Source organism: Jiella sonneratiae, assembly GCF_017353515.1.
GTDB lineage: Bacteria > Pseudomonadota > Alphaproteobacteria > Rhizobiales > Rhizobiaceae > Jiella > Jiella sonneratiae.
Genome location: NZ_JAFMPY010000001.1, coordinates 41,519 through 64,256, shown reverse-complemented (window position 1 = coordinate 64,256; position 22,738 = coordinate 41,519). Strand labels below are relative to the sequence as shown.

At 68.6% G+C, this 22,738-nt stretch carries 17 protein-coding genes; 12 read left to right on the top strand and 5 right to left on the bottom strand.

The genetic code is table 11. The annotated features are described in order from the left end of the window. Positions 1–150: 150 nt before the first annotated feature. Both J1C47_RS00305 and prfB read left to right on the top strand, forming a co-directional pair. Positions 151–2,610 carry a penicillin-binding protein 1A gene (locus tag J1C47_RS00305; RefSeq protein WP_207348718.1) on the top strand — a complete coding sequence of 820 codons (2,460 nt, stop codon included), beginning with the start codon at positions 151–153 and terminating at the stop codon, positions 2,608–2,610. A 195-nt stretch (positions 2,611–2,805) separates the two neighbouring features. After that, a protein-coding gene (gene prfB, locus J1C47_RS00300) for a peptide chain release factor 2 (protein WP_207348717.1) occupies positions 2,806–3,934 on the top strand; the annotation gives its coding sequence in 2 pieces (ribosomal slippage) (positions 2,806–2,874 and positions 2,876–3,934; 1,128 coding nt in all). Between the two features lie 137 nt (positions 3,935–4,071). Here the strand turns inward: prfB and J1C47_RS00295 are convergent. The 3 genes from J1C47_RS00295 to J1C47_RS00285 form a co-directional block, all read right to left on the bottom strand. After that, complete coding sequence (locus J1C47_RS00295) at positions 4,072–5,511, bottom strand: M23 family metallopeptidase (protein WP_207348716.1); 1,440 nt, start codon at positions 5,509–5,511, stop codon at positions 4,072–4,074. 91 nt (positions 5,512–5,602) lie between these two features. Beyond that, on the bottom strand, positions 5,603–6,442 hold the full coding sequence (locus J1C47_RS00290) for a ferritin-like domain-containing protein (protein ID WP_207348715.1): 840 nt from the start codon (positions 6,440–6,442) through the stop codon (positions 5,603–5,605). After that, entirely contained in the window at positions 6,439–6,915 is a 477-nt protein-coding gene (locus tag J1C47_RS00285) for a peroxiredoxin (protein WP_207348714.1), read from the bottom strand. Before J1C47_RS00285 ends, J1C47_RS00290 begins: the two co-directional genes overlap by 4 nt. 245 nt (positions 6,916–7,160) lie before the next feature. Between J1C47_RS00285 and J1C47_RS00280 the strand changes: the two genes are divergently transcribed. Next, positions 7,161–10,361 carry a hypothetical protein gene (locus J1C47_RS00280; RefSeq protein ID WP_207348713.1) on the top strand — a complete coding sequence of 1,067 codons (3,201 nt, stop codon included), beginning with the start codon at positions 7,161–7,163 and terminating at the stop codon, positions 10,359–10,361. A 433-nt stretch (positions 10,362–10,794) separates the two neighbouring features. On the opposite strand, the gene tyrS is transcribed toward J1C47_RS00280, so the two are convergent. Next, positions 10,795–12,045: a tyrosine--tRNA ligase gene (tyrS, locus tag J1C47_RS00275; RefSeq protein ID WP_207348712.1), complete on the bottom strand. Its 1,251-nt coding sequence runs from the start codon at positions 12,043–12,045 to the stop codon at positions 10,795–10,797. Positions 12,046–12,232: 187 nt separating this feature from the next. Between tyrS and J1C47_RS00270 the strand changes: the two genes are divergently transcribed. After that, positions 12,233–13,939: an ArnT family glycosyltransferase gene (locus J1C47_RS00270; protein WP_207348711.1), complete on the top strand. Its 1,707-nt coding sequence runs from the start codon at positions 12,233–12,235 to the stop codon at positions 13,937–13,939. A 39-nt stretch (positions 13,940–13,978) separates the two neighbouring features. Here J1C47_RS00270 and J1C47_RS00265 read toward each other — a convergent pair whose 3' ends face one another. Further along, positions 13,979–14,653, bottom strand: a complete 675-nt coding sequence (locus J1C47_RS00265) for an alpha/beta hydrolase (RefSeq protein ID WP_207348710.1) — start codon at positions 14,651–14,653, stop codon at positions 13,979–13,981. A gap of 190 nt (positions 14,654–14,843) precedes the next feature. Between J1C47_RS00265 and J1C47_RS00260 the strand changes: the two genes are divergently transcribed. The 8 genes from J1C47_RS00260 to J1C47_RS00225 all read left to right on the top strand — a co-directional run bounded on the left by J1C47_RS00260 (position 14,844) and on the right by J1C47_RS00225 (position 22,633). Beyond that, positions 14,844–16,061 carry a cysteine desulfurase family protein gene (locus J1C47_RS00260; protein ID WP_207348709.1) on the top strand — a complete coding sequence of 406 codons (1,218 nt, stop codon included), beginning with the start codon at positions 14,844–14,846 and terminating at the stop codon, positions 16,059–16,061. A 132-nt stretch (positions 16,062–16,193) separates the two neighbouring features. Continuing rightward, positions 16,194–17,714 (top strand): Fe-S cluster assembly protein SufB, encoded by a 1,521-nt coding sequence (gene sufB / locus J1C47_RS00255; protein WP_207348708.1) that lies wholly within the window; start codon positions 16,194–16,196, stop codon positions 17,712–17,714. A 333-nt stretch (positions 17,715–18,047) separates the two neighbouring features. After that, positions 18,048–18,389, top strand: a complete 342-nt coding sequence (locus tag J1C47_RS00250; protein ID WP_207348707.1) for a GIY-YIG nuclease family protein — start codon at positions 18,048–18,050, stop codon at positions 18,387–18,389. A 340-nt stretch (positions 18,390–18,729) separates the two neighbouring features. Then, positions 18,730–18,957 (top strand): hypothetical protein, encoded by a 228-nt coding sequence (locus J1C47_RS00245; RefSeq protein ID WP_207348706.1) that lies wholly within the window; start codon positions 18,730–18,732, stop codon positions 18,955–18,957. 14 nt (positions 18,958–18,971) lie between these two features. After that, the gene (gene sufC / locus J1C47_RS00240) at positions 18,972–19,727 is read left to right on the top strand and encodes a Fe-S cluster assembly ATPase SufC (RefSeq protein WP_207348705.1); all 756 of its coding nucleotides are present in this window, start codon (positions 18,972–18,974) and stop codon (positions 19,725–19,727) included. Positions 19,728–19,729: 2 nt separating this feature from the next. Next, entirely contained in the window at positions 19,730–20,995 is a 1,266-nt protein-coding gene (gene sufD / locus J1C47_RS00235) for a Fe-S cluster assembly protein SufD (RefSeq protein WP_207348704.1), read from the top strand. 11 nt (positions 20,996–21,006) lie between these two features. Next, complete coding sequence (locus tag J1C47_RS00230) at positions 21,007–21,393, top strand: VOC family protein (protein ID WP_207348703.1); 387 nt, start codon at positions 21,007–21,009, stop codon at positions 21,391–21,393. Continuing rightward, complete coding sequence (locus tag J1C47_RS00225) at positions 21,383–22,633, top strand: cysteine desulfurase (protein WP_207348702.1); 1,251 nt, start codon at positions 21,383–21,385, stop codon at positions 22,631–22,633. Before J1C47_RS00230 ends, J1C47_RS00225 begins: the two co-directional genes overlap by 11 nt. Positions 22,634–22,738: the final 105 nt, after the last annotated feature.

The following is a 22,738-nucleotide window of genomic DNA, read 5'->3' as shown; positions in this document are numbered from 1 at the left end:
CCGCAATTTGCGGGCACTGATCCATGGGTTCTTGGCATGGACAGCGGAACGGGAACGGTCGTTGCCGTTCCAAGGGGGCAGGGCGGCCGCGTCGGCGATCGCCCGCAGACACCGGACGCGAAGCACGGCGCTCGCCCGGACGGAGTTTTGATGATCAGACTGATCGGCTATTTTTTCGGGATCGGATCCGTCCTCTTCATCATCGTCGCCGGGGCGGTCGCCTGGTACGTCGAGCGGACCGCCGAGGGGCTCCCGGACTATCAGGTGCTGGCCGACTACGAGCCGCCGGTGACGACGCGCTTCCAGGCCTCCGACGGCCAGCTGATGGCCGAATACGCCACCCAGCGCCGGCTGTTCCTGCCGATCCAGGCGATCCCGGACCTCGTCAAGAACGCCTTCCTGTCGGCCGAGGACAAGAACTTCTACACCCATCCCGGCATCGACCTCGAAGGCGTCGGCCGCGCCGTCATGGTTCTCGCCAAGGGCGGGCGGATGCAGGGTGCCTCGACCATCACCCAGCAGGTCGCGAAGAACTTCCTCCTCACCAACGAACGCACCCTCGACCGCAAGATCAAGGAGGCGATCCTGTCGCTGCGGATCGAGCAGGCCTATTCGAAGGACAAGATCCTCGAACTCTATCTGAACGAGATCTATCTCGGCATGGGCTCCTACGGCATCGCCGCCGCGGCGCTCGCCTATTTCGACAAGTCGGTGACCGAGCTGAACGTCGCCGAGGCCGCCTATCTCGCCGCGCTTCCCAAGGCGCCGGAAAACTACAATCCGTTCCGCGACTACGACCGCGCCATCGACCGCCGCAACTGGGTGATCGCGCAGATGGCGGCGAACGGCTTCATCACCGAGGAGGAGGCGACGACCGCCCGCGACAAGCCGATCGAGGTGAAGCCGCGGCCGTCCGGCACCTATCTCGCCTCCTCGGAATATTTCACCGAGGACGTGCGCCGCGAGATCGTCCAGCGCTACGGCTCGAAGACGCTCTACGAGGGCGGCCTGTCGGTGCGCACGACGCTCGATCCCGCCATGCAGCGCGAGGCGCGGGCGGCGCTGCAGCACGGCCTCATCAAATACGACGAGCAGCGCGGCTATCGCGGCCCGGTCACCAGCATCGACATCGGCAGCGACTGGGGCGCCGAGCTCGGCAAGGTCGACGCCCTCTCCGACGTGCCGGAATGGCGGCTCGCCGTGGTACTCGAGGCGAATGCCGACCGCGTCAGCATCGGCCTCCAGCCGCACCGCGCCGTCTCCGGCGCGCTGGAGAGCGAACGCGAGATCGGCACCATCGACGTTTCCGACATGAAATGGGCGCTCACCCTCAACACCAAGGACAAGAAGGGCCGCGTGCGCGGCGCCGACGACGTCCTGTCGCGCGGCGACGTCGTCTATGTCGAGAAGAAGTCCGGGGAGGGCGACGCCGAGGGCTACATGCTGCGCCAGCCGCCGAAGGTGCAGGGCGCGCTCGTCGCCATGGAGCCGGAGACCGGCCGCGTCCGGGCGATGGTCGGCGGCTTCTCCTACGGGCAGTCGGAGTTCAACCGCGCCAGCCAAGCCTATCGCCAGCCGGGCTCGTCCTTCAAGCCGTTCGTCTACGCCACGGCGCTCGACAACGGCTACACGCCGGCCTCGGTGATCATGGACGCGCCGATCTCCTTCCCGGACGGCAATGGCGGCACCTGGTCTCCCTCGAACTACGGCAACGAGGGCAGCGCCGGTCCGTCGACGCTGCGGCGCGGCATCGAGCAGAGCCGCAACCAGATGACCGTCCGCCTCGCCCACGACATGGGCATGGACCTCGTGGCGCAATATGCCGAGCGCTTCGGCATCTACGACCACCTGAAGCCCTATCTGCCGATGGCCCTCGGCGCCGGCGAGACGACGGTTCTGAGGATGGTCACCGCCTATTCGGTGATCGCCAATGGCGGCCGGTCGATCGAGCCGTCGCTGATCGACCGGGTCCAGGACCGCTACGGCCGGACGATCTACAAGCACGACCAGCGCTTCTGCGCCGACTGCAACAGCCGCGCCTATGACGGCCAGGCCGAGCCGCAGCTCGTCGACGAGCGCGACCAGGTGCTCGATCCGATGACCGCCTACCAGATCACCTCGATGATGGAGGGCGTCGTGCAGCGCGGCACGGCGACCGTGGTCAAGCAGCTCGGCGTGCCGATCGCCGGCAAGACCGGCACCACCAACGACGAGAAGGACGTCTGGTTCATCGGCTTCACGCCCGACCTCGTCTGCGGCATCTACATCGGCTACGACAATCCGGCGCCGCTCGGCCGCGGCGTCGTCGGCGGCAACACCTCGGCGCCGGTCTTCGTCGACTTCATGAAGGAAGCGCTGAAGGGAAAGAAGCCGGTGGACTTCAAGGTGCCGGAGGGCATGGAGCTGATCGCGGTCAACCGCAAGACCGGCATGCGCGCCTCGGGCCAGGGCTCGGACGTCATCATGGAGGCGTTCAAGCCGGGCACCGGCCCTGCCGACAGCTATCAGGTGATCGGCGACGACGAGATCGCCTCCGGCCCGGGCTCGACGGGGCAGGTCTCCAAGCAGGCCGAGCAGGCGATCACCCAGGGCGCCGGCGGCCTGTTCTGACTGCGGGCGGGCGGGCGGCTCGCCGCCCGCCGTTCCGCCCTCGGCGCCTCGCGATGGCCCGCGGCATCTCCCGGCATGTTGACGCGGGAGCGGTCGAAACTCTAAGACCCGTCCTCCACCGGAGCCCGGGCGCCGCCTCGCGCGGCGCGCGGAAGCGGCGGTGCCGGGCCGGACCCATTGCAAGGAGAATGCGGCATGCGTGCCGAAATCGAGACGTTGGTCGACGAAATCAAGCAGGCCATAAGCCTGCTGAGGAGGCATCTTTGACTGGGATCGCTCCCTCAAGCGGCTCGACCAGCTGAACCAGAAAGCGGAAGATCCCTCGATCTGGAACGACCCGATGGAAGGCCAGAGCCTGATGCGCGAGCGCCAGGATCTCGAGACCTCCATCACGGCGATCCGCGGCCTCGAACAGACGCTCGCCGATTCGATCGAACTCATCGAAATGGGCGAGGAAGAGGGCGATCGGGAGATCGTCGCCGAGGCCGAGAAGGCGATCCGCGGGGTCAAGGCTGACGTCGACAAGCGCCAGATCGAGACGCTGCTGTCCGGCGAGGCCGATTCTAACGACACCTATCTCGAGGTCCATTCCGGCGCCGGCGGCACCGAGAGCCAGGACTGGGCGGAGATGCTCGAGCGCATGTACATGCGCTGGGCCGAACGCGCCCGGTTCAAGGTGGAGGTGCTGGAGGAGCATGCCGGCGAAGAGGCCGGCATCAAGTCGGCGACGCTGCTGATCAAGGGCCACAACGCCTATGGCTGGGCGAAGACCGAATCGGGCGTCCACCGCCTGGTGCGGATCTCGCCCTATGACAGCCAGGCGCGGCGGCACACCTCCTTCGCCTCGGTCTGGGTCTATCCGGTCGTCGACGACACGATCGACATCCAGATCAACGAATCGGATTGCCGGATCGACACCTACCGCGCCTCCGGCGCGGGCGGCCAGCACGTCAACACCACCGATTCGGCGGTGCGCATCACCCACGTGCCGACCGGCATCGTGGTGGCGTGCCAGCAGGAGCGCTCGCAGCACAAAAACCGGGCGACCGCCTGGAACATGCTGAAGGCGCGGCTCTACGAGGCCGAGCTGGAAAAGCGCGAGGCGGCGGCGAACGCCGAGGCCGCCTCGAAGAGCGACATCGGCTGGGGCCACCAGATCCGCTCCTACGTGCTGCAGCCCTATCAGCTGGTGAAGGACCTGCGGACCGGCGTCGAGCACACGACGCCGCAGGAGGTGCTGGACGGCGACCTCGACGGCTTCATGGAAGCGGCGCTCGCCCAGCGCGTCCACGGCGGCAAGGTCGAGGTCGAGGACGTCGACTGACCGGGACGTCCTTGCGCGGCCCGGCGCCTGACGCGCAGGCCGGCGTCTGACGGGATAAGAAAAGCGAGCGGGCCGGCGTCTCCCTAGAGACCCGGCCCGTTTCGATTCGGCGGTGCCCACTCGCGCAGGCGGCCGGCTCAGCCGATGTCGCGGATCCGGTCGCCGATGCGGAAGAACCTCGCCGGGTCGATCGCCCGGCCGTCGAGCCGCACCTCGTAGTGCAGGTGCGGGCCGGTGCTGCGTCCGGTCGAGCCGACGGCGCCGATGGCATCGGTCCTGCCGACCTTCTGGCCGACCGAGACGAAGATCTTCGACATGTGGCCGTAGCGCGTGGTGACGCCGTTGCCGTGGTCGATCTCGACCATGTTGCCGTAGCCGCCGAAGGGACCGGCCTTGACGACGGTGCCGGGCGCCGTCGCGTGGATGTCGGTGCCCTGGGGTTCGGCAAAGTCGATGCCGGAATGGAAGGCGCTGCGCCCGAGGAACGGGTCGGCCCTGACGCCGAAGGTCGAGGAGATCGCCGCAACCGGCATCGGCCGGTCGAGCGGCAGGTCCCTGGCGACCCTGTCGACCCGCTGCAGCGCGTCGAGCGCGGCGTCGAGTTCGGCGACGGTCGCTTCGAAGCCGTCCTCGGCCGGCACTGGCTCGTAGGGGCCGCCGGTCGCGCGGTCCTCGCCCGCCTCGTCCGGAACCCGGATGCCGGCGGCAGCGAGTGCCGAGGCGATCCGCACGGTGCGGCCGCGGGCGCTGGAGGCGAGCGCCTGGAGGTGACGGATCTGGCCGAGTTCGGCGGTGCTGATCGCCTCGCCGATGCGCTTCAGGCTTTCGTCGGAGATGACGGCGCCGGCTCGTGCCGGCCGCTGCGGCGAGGCGTCTGCCGAGGCCGGTCGGTCGGCGGGCTCGGCGGGCTCGGCGCCGGCGCGCAGCCGGCCGAGCCAGTCGGCCGTCGGGGCCGCGTCGGCCGGCGCGAAGCCGCTCGCGGCGGGGATCGTCGGCTCGGAGGACGCCGCGTCCGGCGTGCTGCCGTCCTCTTCGTCCGGGGAGAGGGAATCCGCCGAAGCGAGGGAATCGGCGGCCGCGCCCTCTGCCGGCGCTTCGGCGCCGCCGTCGTCGGGCCGCGACGTCGGCACCGGGACGGCGCTGGTCAGAAGGCCGGTCGACTTCGCCCGCTCGAACAGCGGCTGAAGCTTCTCGTAGCGCGCGGCGAGTTCCTCCTGCTGTTCGAGAAGCACGTCGACCTTGCTCTCGACCATCTTCTGGGCGAGGAACTGCCGGCTCGTCGCGCGGTCGAGCTCGGCCCTCAGCGTCGCGATCCGCTGCTCGTATTCGTTGCGGGTCCGCCACTGCTGCTCGGCGGCCTCGCGCTCCACCGAGGGGGCGAAGACATAGCGGGCCGGCAGCGCCGCGGCGCCGGCGACGAGCAGCAGCGACACCGCCGATCCGAGGACGAGCCAGCTCCGGCCGACGGTGAAATGCCGGACCCGGTCGCCCCTCGCGATGATGACCGTGTGGGGATCCCTGCGTCGGCCAAAGGTGCTGGTCAGCTTCGTCGCCTGCATCGTCGTCGATCGCTTCATTGGCGGCCCGCGCCGGGGCCCTTTGTCGACGGCGATTAGAGATCGTTAAGGTTAACGTTTCCTTGGCAAGTGAGGCTTTGGCGCGGCGAAATCAGCGCGAACGCGGCGACAGCGAGCGATAGAAGGTCGGCGTCAGCCCGGCCTCGGCCCTGGCGCGGTCGTTGAAGGGGGCCTTCACCTCGCCGCGGAAGCTTTCGCGCACCAGCTCGGCGAATCGCCCCGCGGCATTGACGTTCTGGCGGGCACAGAGGAAGCGGAACCACTTGGCGCCGATGGCGACGTGCTTCTTCTCGTCGCGGTAGATGATCTCGAGGATCTTGGCGGTGTCGCCGTCGCCGACGCCGTTCAGCTTGTCGATCATCGACGGGGTGACGTCGAGGCCGCGCGCCTCGAGGATCAGCGGCACCACGGCGAGCCGGGCGGTCAGATCGTGCGCCGTCGCTTCGACCGCCTGCCACAGCCCGTCATGGGCGGGCAGCGCCCCGTAGAACGAGCCGAGCTCGCCGAGCCGCCGGGACAGAAGCCCGAAATGCTTCGCCTCTTCGAGGGCGACCGTCATCCAGCCGTCGAAGAAGCTGCGCGGCATCGGTTCGCGCGCGAAGCGGGCGACGATGTCGAGGGCGAGATCGATGGCGTTGAGCTCTATATGGGCGAGGGCGTGGATCAGCGTGATCCGGCCCTCCTCGCTGTGGGCCGAGCGCCGCGGCAGGAGCCGCGGCGAGACCAGTTCGGGCCGGTCCGGCCGGCCGGGGCGGCCGGGATGCGCCGGATCCGTCGCGGCATGAAGGCCGAGCCGGCGGGCAAACCACAGCCGGCAGGCGAGGTTCGTCAGCCGCACCTTCTCGCCGAGATCGGCGGCGGCGAGCGCCTCGACCGTCGCCGCCCGCAGCGTCGCAGGCGGCCGCCCGGCGTCGTCCGACGTACCGCTCATGCCGGCTTCGCCAGTTGCCTCGCCGCTTCGAGAACCTCCTCGGCATGGCCGGGGACCTTCACCTTCGGCCACAGCCGCGCGACGCTGCCCCCGGCATCGACGAGCGCCGTCGTGCGCTCGACGCCCATGTATTTGCGGCCGTACATCGACTTCTCGACCCAGACGCCGACGGCCGACAGCAGCGCCTTCTCCTCGTCGGAGAGGAGACGCACCGAGAGGTCGTGCTTGTCGCGGAACTTCGCGTGCATCTTGACCGGGTCGGGCGACACGCCGAAGACTCGCACGCCGGCAGCTTCGAAGGCCCCGGCCAGCCCGCTGAAATCGACAGCTTCGCGCGTACATCCGGATGTATCGTCCTTGGGATAGAAATACAGGACGAAGGGCGTGCCGCGCAGCTGTCCGAGCGAGACCGTTTCGCCACGATCGTCGGGCAGGCTGAAGTCGGGGCAGGGATCGCCGACGGAAATCGTCATCGTGTCATCCTTTCGACGCGAGAACCATGAAGGAGCATCCGAAGGGCACCGGGAACCGGGTCGCGACCGACAGCGGAGCGGAGGGGGCCGACCATGGTGCCGTGCCGGAACGGAGCTGGAAAGGGATAGATGCGGAAGGGGGCGGGCCGCAAGAGGCCGCGAGGAGGGGCAGACGTCTTCGGCACTTTGCCGGGGCGAGAGCATGGGGCCGCGCCTGCGTCACCGGAGCGTCCGGAGCGCGGCCGATGAGCTTCGTCTGGCGATGCCTGTGCGGTCTCGTCGTCGGCGGACTGGTGTTCGCCGCCGGCGCGCTCGCGCTGCTCTGCGCGACCCCGTTCGGCAATCGCCTCGTCCTCGACCAGAGCGAACAGCTCGCCGCGAGCGCCTTGCCGCCCGGCATCGACCTTCAGATCGGAAACCGCAGCATCGGCGCCTCGCCGACCGGCGCCGTGGCGATGCGCTTCGAGGACGTGGTCCTGACGCGGCAGGGCGACAGGCAGCCTTTGGCGTCGATCGGAAAACTCTCGGTCGGGCTCAGCCTGCCGCGCCTCCTCGGCGGGGGGCTCGCGGCGGACGCGATCACCGCCGAGCACGTCTCCCTCGATCCGAGCCTCCTCGGTGGCGGCAGCCTGTCGGCGCCGACCGTCGGCGAGATCTTCGCGGCGCTCGACCGGGCGGGCGAAAGCCTGAAGCGGCTGCCGCTCGACGCGCTCGCGGTCCGCGACGTCGCACTGGCGGGTGACGGCAGGGTCGGCGCGCCGCATGTCGCCAGCCTCGACGTCGCCCGGACCGGCACGAATAGCTTTTCGCTCGCCATCGCGGCCGATCTCGAAAAGGCGAGGGTCGAGGCCGAGGGCTCGGCCGAGCTTTCGGACGAGGGGGCGATGCAGCGGCTCGAGATCGCCAGCCGGACGAGCATCCCAGGCATGTCCGAAGCCGAGGCGCCGATGCCGCCCGTCGCCGTCGCCCTGACCCTCGACGGCGCCGAGGGCGCGCGCCGGCTCCGCGCCTCGACGCGCACGCAGCTTCCGACACCATCCGGCGAGCGCGTCGACGGCGACTTCGCGATCGAGGTGAAGGAAGGCGGAGAAGCCGCGGCACTTGCTGCACAATTCTCCGACGGATCGGTCTTCGACGCCGCCATTGAGGGCCGCCTCGACCTCGGCGCCGCGGCGGCCGGAATCCTGCCCTTCGAGGTTCAATCCACGAAGCTCGTCTCCAGCCTCTCGACACAGGCGAGCGGCCGCCCCGCCTCGGCCGAACGCGCGGCCCGCTTCGCCGCCGCCGGCTCGCTCGATCTTTCCACCGGCGCGATCCGCCTCGTCGATGCCAGCCTGAAGGGCGCGACCGGAGCCTTCGAGGCGAGCGCCTCGCTCTCCGGTTTCGCCCCGACCGACCGTCTGAAGGCGACGGTGCGGGCGACCTCGATCGCCGCGGAGGATCTCGTCGCCTTCTGGCCGCCCTTCGTCGCCGACGGGCCGAGAGCCTGGGCGATGGAGAATCTCGAAGCTGGAAACGTCTCCTCCGGCACGATTGGCATCGACCTGACGGTGGCGCGGCTGCTCGAGGTGGTCGAGCCGGACGTCCCGCTGCGCGGCGACGAATTCGAACTGCAGCTCGCCTTCGCCGACGGGGCGTTCCGCACGATCGACGGCATGCCGGAGCTGCGGGGGGCGTCCGGCACGATCCGGCACAAGGGCGACCATGCGACGGTGGCGCTCGAGACCGCCGCCGTCGACGGCATGGCGGACATCGCCGTCCAACCGTCCTCGCTGGACTTCCAGCATGCCGGCGACGGGACCGACGCCGCCGTGTCGCTGAATGTCGAGGGGCCGGCGGGCGACCTTCTGGCGCTCGCGGAGCGCCAGAAGGCGATGGCCGGCGCGGCGAACGACATCACGCCGGGCGATCTCTCCGGCACGTCGCGCGTCGGCGTCGGGGTGGCGTTTCACATCGCCCATCGACGCGACGCCGCGACGCCCCCCGAGATCGGCCAGGTGAAATGGACCGTGGTCGCCGAGCTCGAGGGCGTCGACGTCAAGAAGCCGATCGACGGGCGCCGGCTCACCGACCTCTCGGGGACCGCGCTGATCGCCGAGGGCAGCGCGATGGGCGACTTCGCCGGCAAGATCGACGCCCTGCCGGCGAAGATAGCCTTCGCGCAGCCGATGGGAGAACATCCCGTCGGCGAATCCTCGCTGAAGATTTCGGCCAGGCTGGACGATGCCGCGATCGCGCGTCTCGCCCCGGCTCTCTCCACCTTCGTCAAAGGCCCGGTCGACGCCGAGTTGACCCGCGAGGCGAACGGCTTTTCGGCATCGCTCGACCTTTCCGCCGCGACGCTGCGCGCGCCGGCGATCGGCTGGGCGAAGAGCGGCGGCATTCCCGGGCAGCTGACCTTCAAGCTCGCCCAGAACGGCGCGGTGACGACGATCCGGGACGCGGTGCTGAAGGGCGACGGGTTTTCCGCGACGGGATCGGCCGAGCTCGACGAGAAGGGCCTGAAGTCGATGGTGCTCACCTCGCTCGCGCTCAACCGCGACGATTCGGTGTCGGCGCGGGTGACGCGGATCGAGGGCGGCCTCGGCGTCAGCGTCGCGGCGAACAGCATCGACGTCCGTCCGATCCTCGCGGCGATCGAGGACAAGGGCTCCGGCAAGAGCGGCGCGGCGGAGGCGGCGGACCGGCTCGTCGTCGAGCTTGCGGCGGACCGGCTGATCGGCTTCGGCGGCGAGACGCTCGAAGCCGCGAGCCTGCGCTACGAGGCCGCCGGCAGCCATGTCCGGCAGGCCGTGCTCGGCGCGACGATCCGCGGCAAGCAGGTTTCGCTGGACTTCGCCCCTTCGGCGCGGGAGACGCCGGCGCTCAGGCTGGAGGCCGGCGACGCCGGGGCGCTGCTGCGGTTTTCCGGGATCTACGACAAGATGCGGGACGGGCGGCTCAGCGTCAGCCTCGGCACGCGCGGCGGCGCCTATGCCGGCCGCGTCCTCCTCACCGATTTCACGCTGGTCGACGAGGAGCGTCTGCGCCGGCTGGTCGGCACGGCCCGCCAGAACGCCGATGGCCTCGCGGCGCGGCTCGGCAAGGAATTGCCGGTCGCGAACGCCTATTTCGACACCGCCCGGGCGACGCTGCTCTGGCAGTCCGGCACGCTGGAGATCGACAACGGCATCGTGCGCGGCCCGGTCTTCGGGTCGAGCTTTTCCGGCACGCTGGTCGACCCCTCCGGCGCAGTCGACATGGCCGGCTCCTTCATGCCGGCCTATGGCGTCAACCGGCTGTTCGGCGCGCTGCCCTTCGTCGGCGGGGTCCTCGGCAATGGCGGCGAGGGCGGCCTGATCGGCATCACCTACCGGCTCGAGGGCAAGCTCGCCGACCCGACGCTGATCGTCAATCCGATCTCGCTGATCGCGCCCGGCATCTTCCGCCGGATCTTCGAATATTGAGGGATGTGGGCTCGGACCGACCCGGCGCAGATTTCGAGCTGAGCCGGACGTCGACGCTCTCGGATCAGAACAAGCGCGGCGATGGAAGTTTCGTCATCCCGGGCTTGACCCGGGATCCATTCCAAATCGCCGAAGCTGCGACAGCGTTGCAAGAGCATGTGGCCGCCGCCGTCGAGGGTGAAATCCAGCACAGAGGAATGGATCCCGGCTCGGGGGCCGGGATGACGAGGCTGGGCCGTGAGCGTCGCATTCCAAATCGCCGAAGCTGCGACAGCGTTGCAAGACGATGTGGCCGCCGCCGTCGAGGGTGAAATCCAGCACAGAGGAATGATCCCGGCTCGGGGGCCGGGATGACGAGGCTGGGCCGTGAGCGTCCGACCGTTCGACGTCGTCTGCGACGTCAGGCGCAGGGCGCCGCCCGCGCGGTCGACGCCTATTCGGGGCGCACCAGCACGTGCTTCTTGCGGCCAACCGACAGCTTGACGACGCCCTCCCTGAGATCGGCATCGGAAACGCTGGCCCGCGGGTCGGACACCGGCTCGTCGTTGACCCGCACGGCGCCGCCCTGGACGTGCCGGCGGGCTTCGCCGTTCGAGGCGGCAAGTCCCGCCGCGACGAGGAGGTTGAGGAGGCCGGCGCCGCCGGAAAGGTCGGAGCGCGCGATGGCGATCGTCGGCAGCGTGTCGGCGAGGGCGCCCTCCTCGAAGGTCTTGCGGGCGGTCTCCGCCGCCGCCTCGGCCGCCTCGCGCCCGTGCACGATCGCCGTCGCCTCGGTGGCGAGGATCTTCTTCGCCTCGTTGATCTCCGAGCCGCCGAGCGCTTCGAGCCTCGCGATCTCGGCGAGCGGCAGGCGGGTGAAGATCCTCAGGAAGCGGCCGACGTCGGCGTCCTCGGTGTTGCGCCAGTATTGCCAGAAGTCGTAGGCGCTGAAGACGTCCTCGTTGAGCCAGACGGCGCCCGACGCCGTCTTGCCCATCTTGGCGCCGGACGAGGTGGTGAGCAGCGGCGTCGTCAGGGCGTAGAGCTGCGGCGTGCCCATCCGGTGGCCGAGATCGACGCCGTTGATGATGTTGCCCCACTGGTCGGAGCCGCCCATCTGCAGCCGGCAGCCGTAGCGCCGGCTGAGCTCGACGAAGTCGTAGCCCTGCATGATCATGTAGTTGAATTCGAGGAAGGACAGCGACTGCTCCCGGTCGAGCCTGAGCTTCACCGAATCGAAGGACAGCATGCGGTTGACCGAGAAGTGCCGGCCGACGTCGCGCAGGAACTCGACATAGTTCAGCTTCAGCAGCCAGTCGGCATTGTCGACCATGAAGGCGTCGCTCGGCCCGTCGCCGAAGCGCAGGATCCGCGCGAAGATCTTCTTGATGCCCGCGATGTTCTCCGCGATCGTCTCGCGCGTCAGCAGCTTGCGCTGATCGTCTCGGAAAGACGGATCGCCGACCATCGAGGTGCCGCCGCCCATCAGCGCGATCGGCCGGTGACCGGTCTCCTGCAGCCAGTAGAGCATGGTGGCGGAGATCAGGTTGCCGATGTGGAGGCTCGTCGCGGTGGCGTCGTAGCCGACATAGGCGGTCACCGTTTCCGTCGAGAACAACGCGTCGAGGCCCGTCTCGTCCGAGACCTGGTGGATGAAGCCACGCTCGGAAAGGATGTTGAGGAACTCGGACTTGAAACCGGTCATGGGAGGAGTCCTGCAAGGTTCCGGCGGGGCGCGCCGCCGCCATCGCGTGATCGCGGCTGTTTAGCAGCGTCGGCGAGGAATTCCAGAGATCGGCCGCATTTTGCCGGGGCCGCGCCTCGACAGATGCGCCGCTCGGGCGCATGACGCGGCCGACTGTGGCGAAAGGCGTGTCGGGAGCGGGCGTCCCATGACCAGCGAAGAGGCGACCGGCGATCGGGGCCGGTGGGCCCTCCCGGCGGTGATGGCGGGCCAGCTCGTGCGCGCCGCCGTCCTCGTCTTCGTGACGCTCGCCGCGCTGCTTCCGGGCCTTGCCGCCCTGCCGGCGCTCGATCGCGACGAGGCCCGCTTCCTCGTCGCCTCGCGGCAGATGGCCGAGACCGGCGACTATGTCGACATCCGCTTCCAGGAGGAACACCGCTACGCCAAGCCGGTCGGGATCTACTGGCTGCAGAACCTCGCGCTCGTCGCGAGCGGCGCGGGGCCCGAGGCGCCGATCGCTGCCTACCGCGCCGTCTCGGTGGCCGCGGTGCTGGTCGCCGTGCTCGGGCTCTCCGTCGTCGGAACGCTTTTCTTCGGCGCCGAGGCCGGCTTCGTCGCCGGCCTCGTCCTCGCGTCGATCGTCGCCGTCGGCTTCGAGGGACACATCGGCAAGACCGACGCGACGCTTCTGGCGATGACGGTGCTCGCGCAGGGAGCGCTCGGGGTGATCCACCGCGCCCAGCGGGCCGGCCGTGCGCCGCACCTCGCGCCCGCCCTGACGTTCTGGCTGGCGCAGGCGGCGGCGATCCTCGTCAAGGGGCCGATCGCGCCGCTCGCGAGCCTTCTGACCATCGGCACGCTGTCCTTCGTCGAGCGCGACTGGCGCTGGACGCGGGGGCTGCGGCCGGCGCTCGGCCTGCCGCTCCTGCTCCTCGCCGTGCTGCCCTGGCCGATCATGATCCTCGAGCGGACGGGCCTTTCCTTCTTCCGCGAGGCCCTCGGCCACGATCTCGTCGGCAAGGTATCCGCCGGGCAGGAGTCCCACGGCGCGCCGCCCGGCTATTACGTCCTCACCTTCAGTCTGTTCTTCTGGCCGTTCGGGGCGATGGCCACCGGCGCCGGCCTCGCGGCGATCCGGAGCTGGCGCAGTTCGCCGTCCCTGCGCTTCTGCCTCGCCTGGTATCTGCCGTTCTGGCTGGTCTTCGAGGCGATCGCCACCAAGCTGCCGCATTATGTCCTGCCGGCCTATCCGGGGCTGGCGCTGCTGCTCGGCTGGGCGGCGGGCGCCGGCGACGTGCCGCGTTTCGACGCGCTCGCCGGCTGGCAGCGCTGGCTGTGGCGGCTCGCGGCCTGCGGCAGTGGCCTCGTCAGCCTCGCCCTCGCCGGCGCCGTGCTCGGCGCACCGTTCTATCTCGGCGTGCCGTTTCCGGCCGTCGCCGTGGCGATCGCGGCGCTGGTCCTCGTCGCCGGCGCTTGCGGCCTGTCGACGGGCCTTCGCCCGCAGCTCCGGCGTGTCGGCGGAGCGGCCCTCGCCGCGGCTCTCGCCTTCGGTCTCTTCTTCGGATGGTACGCCCCGGCGCTGACGCCGCTGTGGCCGAGCCGGTCGATCGCCGCGCTCGTCGCGGCCGACGCCGGCTGCCGGGACGACGCCGTGGCGGCGGCGGGCTATCACGAGCCGAGCCTCGTCTTCGCCCTCGGCCGAAAGACGCAGCTCACCGACCTTCGCGGCGCGCTCGACCATCTGCTGGCAGCCGCCCCCTGCGCCATCGCCGTCCTGCTGGCGAGGGACGTCGCGCAAGCGCAGGACCGAGCCCGGGCTGCCGGACTGACGGTCCGCGACCTCGGCGCGGTGCACGGGCTGGCACTCGGCGGCGGCGGCCGCGTCGACCTCGCAGTGATCGAGGCGCGGCGCTGAGCGTCCTGCCGCGCGGTGCCGCCCGCCTCGCCGGCCCCGTCAGCGCAGCCGCTTCGGGCGCGGGTCGGAGAGCTCGCCGGCGAGCCGGCGGTCGAGATAGTCGGCGCATTCGCCGATCAGCTCGTCGGTGCGGTCGGTGAAGAAGTGGTTGGCCTCATCCATCGTCTTCTGGGTGATGACGATGCCCTTCTGGGCCTTCAGCTTGTCCACCAGGCCCTGGACTTCCCGCGGCGGGGCCACCTTGTCGCGCCCGCCATGGATGATCAGGCCGGAAGAGGGGCAGGGGGCGAGGAAGGAGAAGTCGTAGGAATTCGGCTGCGGCGCGATCGACAGGAAGCCCTCGATCTCGGGCCGGCGCATCAGGAGCTGCATGCCGATCCACGAGCCGAAGGAATAGCCGGCGACCCAGGTCTGCTTGGAATCGGGATGCAGGCTCTGCACCCAGTCGAGCGCCGATGCCGCATCGGAGAGCTCGCCGGTGCCGTGGTCGAACTCGCCCTGGCTGCGACCGATGCCGCGGAAATTGAACCTCAGCGTCGTGAAGCCCCGTTCCACGAACATGTAGAACAGCTGGTAGACGATCTGGTTGTTCATCGTGCCGCCGAAGCGCGGATGCGGGTGCAGCACGATGGCGATCGGCGCGTTCTTCTCCTTGGCCGCCTGGTATCGGCCTTCGAGACGGCCGGCCGGGCCATTGAAGATCACTTCGGGCATGTGGATACTCTCTCATCGCGGGCGGAGCCGCCGCCTTGGCGACGGTTGACGAAGCCGGGTCGGCTCCGTAAGTTCCAGTTTGGAAGAATTCAAAACTAGCTCTGCGGCTTGAGCGCGCTTTCTAGTCCCTTCGCAGGCGAAAATTCAAGGAATTTGCGTCGGCGATCCGAGACAGTCTCTCCGAGGTGACATGAGCGGTCGCAACGAGCGGATCTATCTGGACCACAACGCCACGGCGCCGCTGCTGGATGAAGCGCGCGACGCCGCGATGGCGGCGCTCGACCTCGCCAATCCGTCCTCGACCCATCGCGAAGGCCGCGCCGCGCGGGCGGCGGTCGAAGCCGCCCGGGCTGGCGTGGCGCGCCTCGTCGGCGGCGCGGAGGGGAACGTTCCGGCGGAAAACGTCGTCTTCACCAGCGGCGCCACCGAGGCGGCGACGCAGCTTCTTTCTCCCCGATGGCTGCTCGGCGGTCAGGCCGCGACGATCGGCGCCCTCGCGGTGCTCGAGACCGACCATCCGGCGACCCGCGAGGGCGGCCGCTTCGATCCCGCCTTCCTGACGCGGCTGCCCGTCGACCGGCACGGCGTCGTCGACGAGGGCGCGCTCGCAGCCTGGGCCGAGCGCGCCGGCGCCGGCGGAACGGCGATGCTGGCGCTGTCCTGGGCGAATTCCGAGACCGGCGTCCTGCAGCCGCTGGAGGCGATCCGCGCGATTCTGGACGCACGGCGCGGCGCGGGCCGGATCCTCCTCGTCCTCGATGCCGCGCAGGTCGCCGGGCGGCTCGCCGTCGACCTCGTGGCGACGGGCGCCGACGCGCTCATCCTCTCCGGCCACAAGATGGGGGCGGCGAAGGGCGTCGGCGCCATCGCCCTCAAGGACGTCTCGACACGGCCCTTCGCCCTGCTGCGCGGCGGCGGCCAGGAGCGCGGCATGCGCGCGGGAACGGAGGCGCTGCCGGCGATCGCGAGCTTCGGCGCCGCCGCGGCGGCGCTGGCCCCCGACGTTGCAGTAAGGTGCGACCGGCTGGCGGCGATGCGGCGCGGCCTCGAAGCCGCGCTGACCGCGCGGCTGCCGCAGGCGCTGATCCTCGGCGGCGCCGCCGAGCGCCTGCCCAACACCGTCGCCGTCGCCCATCCGGGCGTCAAGGCGGAGACGGCGCAGATCGCCCTCGATCTCGCCGGCATCGCAGTTTCGGCGGGCTCGGCCTGCGCCTCCGGCAAGGTCGGTCCGAGCCATGTCGTCGCCGCCATGGCGGGGGCCGGGCTTGCCGTCGATCCGGGCCTCGGCGCGATCCGCGTCAGTTTCGGAGCCGAAACCAAGGAAGGGGCTTTCGAGCGCTTCGTTTGCGAGTATGAAAAACTCGCGCTGCGCGCAGCGAGCAGGGTCGGCGCGACGATCGCCGCCTGAGCGCTTGCGATTATTTGGAATGGCACTAAAAACGCGGCCATCCGAGACTTATCTTGACGGTCGGGAGCAAGTTTTCCAGATCGTACCACCCGACCACCGGACCTTGAATCCGGCGAGTATGGAGCGAGACGCATGCCTGCAGTCCAGGAGACCATCGACCAGGTCCGCCGGATCGACGTCGACCAGTACAAATACGGCTTCGAGACGCTGATCGAGATGGACGTCGCCCCGAAGGGGCTGAACGAGGACATCATCCGGCTGATCTCGGCAAAGAAGGGCGAGCCCGAATGGATGCTGGCCTGGCGTCTGGAGGCCTTCGAGCGCTGGAAGACGATGGAAAGCCCGGACTGGGCGCGCGTCGACTATCCGCCGATCGACTATCAGGACATCCACTACTACGCCGCGCCGAAGTCGATGTCGGGTCCGAAATCCCTCGACGAGGTCGATCCGGAGATCCTGCGCACCTACGAGAAGCTCGGCATCCCGCTCCGCGAGCAGGAGATCCTCGCCGGCGTCGTCAAGCCGCAGGAAGACGTCACCGATGACGGCGACGACCGCCTGCCGGCGCCGAGCGGGCGCGTCGCCGTCGACGCGGTGTTCGATTCGGTCTCGGTGGCGACCACCTTCAAGAAGGAGCTGCAGAAGGCCGGCGTGATCTTCATGCCGATCTCCGAGGCGATCCGCGAGCATCCCGAGCTCGTCAGGAAGTATCTCGGCTCAGTGGTCCCGACCTCCGACAACTTCTTCGCGACGCTGAATTCGGCGGTCTTCACCGACGGCTCCTTCGTCTACGTGCCGAAGGGCGTGCGCTGCCCGATGGAGCTCTCCACCTATTTCCGCATCAACGAGAAGAACACCGGCCAGTTCGAGCGCACGCTGATCATTGCCGACGCGGGCGCCTACGTCTCCTATCTGGAAGGCTGCACGGCGCCGCAGCGCGACGAGAACCAGCTCCACGCCGCCGTCGTCGAACTGATCGCGCTCGACGATGCCGAGATCAAATATTCCACCGTCCAGAACTGGTATCCCGGCGACAAGGACGGCAAGGGCGGCATCTACAACTTCGTCACCAAGCGCGGCGACTGCCGGGGCAGGAACTCGCGGATTTCCTGGACGCAGGTCGAGACCGGCTCGGCGATCACCTGGAAATACCCGTCCTGCATCCTGAGGGGCGACAATTCGCGCGGCGAGTTCTACTCGATCGCCGTGTCGAACGGCCGCCAGCAGATCGATTCCGGGACCAAGATGCTGCATCTCGGCAAGAACACGACGAGCCGCATCATCTCCAAGGGCATCTCGGCGGGCAATTCCAACAACACCTATCGCGGCCAGGTCCTCGCCAACCGCAAGGCGGCCAACGCCCGCAACTTCACCCAGTGCGATTCGCTGCTCATCGGCAACGACTGCGGCGCCCATACCGTGCCTTACATCGAGGCGAAGAACGCCACGGCGCAGTTCGAGCACGAGGCGACGACCTCCAAGATCTCCGACGACCAGCTGTTCTACTGCATGCAGCGCGGCATCCCCGAGGAGGAGGCGATCGCGCTGATCGTCAACGGCTTCGTCAAGGACGTCATCCAGCAGCTGCCGATGGAGTTCGCCGTCGAGGCGCAGAAGCTGATCGGCATCTCGCTGGAGGGGAGTGTGGGGTGATGACGGATGCAGGCCGGGATAAAAATGCTTCTGCGTTGAGATGGCAGTAGATCCTCGGGACAGGCCCGAGGATGACGGCAATGACGGGGATGACGTCGCTGTGTCGCTGACGAAAGGCGCGGGCCGCTCGGTTTCGTCATCCTCGCCCTTGTGGCGAGGATCTACTGAGGCCGGTGTGCCAGAAGCGTCGCCGAAGGAGGTGCTCCTGAAACGGTCCATCGCCGCAGCGGCAGCCGATCCCCGGGACAGGCCCGAGGATGACGGCCTGGAACGGAAGGAAAAGGTGGTTCCGACGTCGACCTGCCATCATGCTTGCGGCGACGGCGCGTCGAGGTGACCGGCTTCGTCTACATGATGTCGGACAAGCCGCGGGGCGTGATCTACATCGGCGTGACGAGCGATCTGAAGGACCGCGCGTGGGAGCATCGCAACCAGACGACCAAGGGCTTCACGTCGAAATACAATCTGAAGAATCTCGTCTGGTACGAATGGCATCCGAACATCGTCCTGGCGATCCGACGGGAAAAATCGTTGAAACGTTACCGCCGCCAGTGGAAGGAAAATCTGATCGAGGAGTTCAATCCGAGCTGGTTGGACCTGTTCGAGCGGATTGACGAGAACGACAATGCCTATCGTCCGCATCCGAACACGCGGGCATGGGACGACTACAATTGAGACGGCAGTAGATCCTCGCCACGAGGGCGAGGATGACGGCCCATTCAGGCAGCTGCCCACGACGTTCGAGGCGGCGACCAGATTGGGAGATGAGGCTCAGATTTGCAGTTGAGGCCGCGATTTTCAGTTGAGGCATTGAGCCCGAAGGGACGCATCGGTCAAAATTCGTGTCGTCATCCTCGGGCTTGTCCCGAGGATCTACTGCCGCCGAAAAATCTGTCCGACCAGCGTGTCTGGATTGCTGCAGCCTGGGGGAGCATGGCGAGGGAATGACAATTCGGGAGCATGGAGCGGTAGACCGTAAAGAGATGTTCACGCACGACGGCTTCTGGGGTTACCGATGACGAACGACCTTTGGGACCCCCGCCAAGCCCGCCTTCGCGAGATCGAGGACCGGATCGAACAGGCCCGCGAGGCGGTGGCGACGGCCGAGGGTTCGATGACCGATCCGGTTGTCGCCGACGAGATCGAGGCGCTGCAGGCCGAACGCCAGAGGCTCCTCGAAGAGATTGAGACCGCAGAGGCCGCCGATCCCGGCACGGCCCGACGACGACACGAACGAAGCTAGAGACGATAAGAACCATGCTGGAAATCAAGAACCTCCACGCCCGGGTCGCCGACGAGGGCACCGAGATCCTTAAGGGCGTCGACCTGACGGTGAAGGACGGCGAGGTCGCGGCGATCATGGGGCCGAACGGCTCCGGCAAGTCGACGCTCTCCTACATCCTCGCCGGTCGCGACGACTACGAGGTGACCGAGGGCGACATCCTCTACAACGGCGAGTCGATCCTCGAGATGGAGCCTGACGAGCGCGCCGCCTCCGGCCTGTTCCTCGCCTTCCAGTATCCGCTGGAGATCCCCGGCGTCGCCACCATGACCTTCCTCAAGACGGCGCTGAACGCCCAGCGCAAGGCGCGCGGCGAGGCCGAGCTGATGACGCCGGACTTCATGCGCAAGGTGAAGGCGGCCGCGGGCGAACTGAAGATCGACGCCGAGATGCTGAAGCGTCCCCTGAACGTCGGCTTTTCCGGCGGCGAGAAGAAGCGCGCCGAGATCCTGCAGATGGCGCTGCTCGAGCCGAAGCTCTGCATCATGGACGAGACCGATTCCGGCCTCGACATCGACGCGTTGAAGATCGTCGCCGACGGCGTCAACGCGCTCAGGTCGCCGGAGCGTTCCTTCCTGGTCATCACCCACTACCAGCGGCTGCTCGACTACATCGTGCCGGACACCGTCCACGTCCTCTACAAGGGCCGGATCATCAAGTCCGGCGACAAGGACCTCGCGCTCCAGCTCGAGAACGAGGGCTACGGCCAGATCATCGGCGAGGCGGCGTGATCATGGGCGTCACCGAACTCAGACCCCGCACGCCGGCCGAGACGGCGCTCGTCTCGCTGGCCGAAGCCATCGGCCGCGACGAGGACGCGCGGCGCGCCGCCATCGAGGCGCTGCGCCGGGAAGGCCTGCCGCATCGCCGCATCGAGGCTTGGCACTATACGGACCTGCGCAATCTGATGGGCCGCCGGCTCGGCCAGGGCCAGGCGATCGAGGCGGCCGCCGCCAGGAAGGCCGGGCCTGCCGAGACGGTTCTCGCGCCGCTCGTCGCCGGATCGACCGTCGTCGATCTCGACACGCCGGAGCATGCGGCGGCACCCGCCGGCGTCACCGTCGCCGCGACCGACGAGCTGTCGGACTGGCACGAGGCGCCGAACCACCTCGACCGGAGCGTCGACACCGTCCGCCTTGTCAACGCCGCCTTCGGGGCGCGCGCCGCGACCATTTCGGTGGAAGCCGGCAGGGCGCTCGCCGCGCCGATCGAGCTGCGCAGCGGGATCGGCGCCCAGTCGCATGCCGCGGCCAAGGTCGCGGTCGGCGACGGCGCCCGCGCGGTCTTCGTCGAGCGTGTCGAGGGCGGCGGTTCGCCGGCCCCGTCGAGCCTCGTCTCGCATCTCGTCATCGGCGACGAGGCCGACGTCCTGTGGATCGTCGACCAGGCGAAGGAGCCGGGCGCCGCCCATCTCGGCCAGCTCAACGTCACGGTTGGGGCGAATGCCAGCTTCCGGCTGTTCGTCCTCAATGCCGGCGGCGCGCTGGTGCGCCAGGAAGTGCATGCCACGACGACCGGCGAGGGATCGGAGATCCGCATGCGCGGGGTCAATCTCCTCGAGAACGACCAGCATCTCGACGTCACCACGACGCTCCGCCACACCTATGCCAATACCACGGCGACGGAGACCTTCCGCAACGTGGTGATGGGCGGCCACGGCGTCTTCCAGGGGATGATCAAGGTCGCGCGCGAGGCCCAGAAGACCGACGCGAAGATGGCCTGCAACACGCTGCTCCTGTCCGAGGAGGGCGACTTTTCGGCCAAGCCGGAGCTCGAGATTTTCGCCGACGACGTCCAGTGCGGCCACGGCGCGACCGCCGGCGAGATCAATGCCGACCACCTGTTCTACCTGATGTCGCGCGGCATCCCGGCGCCCCAGGCAAAGGCGCTGCTGGTCAAGGCGTTCGTCGACGAGATGGTCGAGCAGCTCGAGACCGACGAGGCGATCGCCGATGCCCTGACCGGCAAGATCGACGCCTGGCTGGAGAAGAACCGCTGAGGGACGAGCCGATGGCCGCGCGGGTGTCCTTCGATCACTGCGTGATCCACGTCTCGGACTGGAACCGGTCCGAGACGTTCTATCGCGACGTGATGGGCGGCGAGATCGTCCCCAGGCCGCCCGGCTTCGCCATCCGCTTCGGCGACCGGCAACTGAATTGCCACGGGCCCGGCGTCGATGCCGAGCCCGTGGCCCTCACGCCCGTGATGCCGGGCAACAGCGATCTCTGCTTTCGGTGGGACGGCCCGATCGAAGGCGCGGTGGCGCATCTGAATGCCCACCGGATCGCGGTCGAACTCGGGCCGGTCGCGCGTTTCGGCGCCCTGGGCGAGGGACGCAGCGTCTATTTCCGCGATCCCGACGGATCGCTGATGGAGTTCATATCCTATGACGGCTGACGCGACGCAGCACCCGGCGCAGGCCTACGACGTCGAGAGGATCCGCGCCGACTTTCCGATCCTTGCCAAGGAAATCTACGGCAAGCCGCTGACCTATCTCGACAATGGCGCCTCGGCACAGAAGCCGAAGCCGGTGCTCGACACCATCATGCGCGCCTATGCCGAGGACTACGCCAACGTCCATCGCGGCCTGCATTATCTGTCGAACCGCTCGACCGAGGCCTACGAGGATGCCCGCACCAAGGTCGCGACCTTCCTCAATGCCGGTTCGGCCGAGGAGATCGTCTTCACCCGCTCGGCGACCGAGGCGATCAATCTCGTCGCCTACGGTTTCGGCATGGAAACGATCGGGGAGGGCGACGAGATCGTCGTCACCCAGATGGAGCACCACTCCAACATCGTGCCCTGGCACTTCATCCGGGAGAGGAAGGGCGCCAAGCTCGTCTTCGTGCCGGTCGAAGACGACGGCTCGGTCAGCGTCGAGGCCTTCGAGCGGGCGATCACGCCCCGAACCAGACTCATCGCGACCACCCACATGTCGAACGTCCTCGGCACTGTGGTCGACGTCAAGGCGGTCTGCGCGCTCGCAAGGTCGCGGGGCATTCCGACGCTCGTCGACGGCAGCCAGGGCGCCGTGCACCTGCCGGTCGACGTTCAGGACATCGGCTGCGACTTCTACGTCCTCACCGGCCACAAGGTCTACGGGCCGACGGGAATCGGCGTCCTCTACGGCCGGCAGGCGATGCTGGAGGCGACGCGGCCGTTCAACGGCGGCGGCGAGATGATCGCCGAGGTCACCGAAGAGAGCGTCACCTACAACGCCCCGCCGCACCGCTTCGAGGCCGGAACCCCGCCGATCGTCCAGGCGATCGGCCTCGGCGCGGCGCTCGACTACATGAGGCAGGTCGGCCGCGAGGCGATCGCCGCCCACGAGGAAGAACTCCGCGCCTATGCCCACGAGCGGCTGACGGCGATCAATTCGCTGAAGATCTACGGCGAGGCGCCGGGCAAGGGAGCCATCGTCTCCTTCGACCTGAAGGGCATCCACGCCCACGACGTCTCGCTGGTCATCGACCGCGAGGGCGTCGCCGTCAGGGCCGGCACCCATTGCGCCCAGCCGCTCTTGAAGCGTTTCGGCACGACCTCCACATGCCGGGCGTCCTTTGCTATGTATAACACACGAGCCGAGGTCGACCGTCTGGCGGACGCCCTCGAAAAGGCGCGGCGGTTCTTCGCCTGAGGCCGAGGGGCCGCGCCTGCAACCTTGCGAACAAGACGACGGACATGACCGAGGAAGTCGACATCAAGACCATCGACGCCGGCGCTGACCCGTCCGCATCGGCCC

Bases quoted from the DNA above. Each gene is read 5' to 3' on its own strand.
- sufD (WP_207348704.1), top strand. From the start codon at position 19,730: ATGGGCGTCACCGAACTCAGACCCCGCACGCCGGCCGAGACGGCGCTC.
- sufC (WP_207348705.1), top strand. From the start codon at position 18,972: ATGCTGGAAATCAAGAACCTCCACGCCCGGGTCGCCGACGAGGGCACC.
- J1C47_RS00260 (WP_207348709.1), top strand. From the start codon at position 14,844: ATGAGCGGTCGCAACGAGCGGATCTATCTGGACCACAACGCCACGGCG.
- J1C47_RS00270 (WP_207348711.1), top strand. From the start codon at position 12,233: ATGACCAGCGAAGAGGCGACCGGCGATCGGGGCCGGTGGGCCCTCCCG.
- J1C47_RS00225 (WP_207348702.1), top strand. From the start codon at position 21,383: ATGACGGCTGACGCGACGCAGCACCCGGCGCAGGCCTACGACGTCGAG.
- tyrS (WP_207348712.1), bottom strand. From the start codon at position 12,045: ATGACCGGTTTCAAGTCCGAGTTCCTCAACATCCTTTCCGAGCGTGGC.
- J1C47_RS00290 (WP_207348715.1), bottom strand. From the start codon at position 6,442: ATGAGCGGTACGTCGGACGACGCCGGGCGGCCGCCTGCGACGCTGCGG.
- J1C47_RS00295 (WP_207348716.1), bottom strand. From the start codon at position 5,511: ATGAAGCGATCGACGACGATGCAGGCGACGAAGCTGACCAGCACCTTT.
- J1C47_RS00280 (WP_207348713.1), top strand. From the start codon at position 7,161: ATGAGCTTCGTCTGGCGATGCCTGTGCGGTCTCGTCGTCGGCGGACTG.
- J1C47_RS00285 (WP_207348714.1), bottom strand. From the start codon at position 6,915: ATGACGATTTCCGTCGGCGATCCCTGCCCCGACTTCAGCCTGCCCGAC.
- J1C47_RS00245 (WP_207348706.1), top strand. From the start codon at position 18,730: ATGACGAACGACCTTTGGGACCCCCGCCAAGCCCGCCTTCGCGAGATC.
- sufB (WP_207348708.1), top strand. From the start codon at position 16,194: ATGCCTGCAGTCCAGGAGACCATCGACCAGGTCCGCCGGATCGACGTC.
- J1C47_RS00265 (WP_207348710.1), bottom strand. From the start codon at position 14,653: ATGCCCGAAGTGATCTTCAATGGCCCGGCCGGCCGTCTCGAAGGCCGA.
- J1C47_RS00305 (WP_207348718.1), top strand. From the start codon at position 151: ATGATCAGACTGATCGGCTATTTTTTCGGGATCGGATCCGTCCTCTTC.
- J1C47_RS00230 (WP_207348703.1), top strand. From the start codon at position 21,007: ATGGCCGCGCGGGTGTCCTTCGATCACTGCGTGATCCACGTCTCGGAC.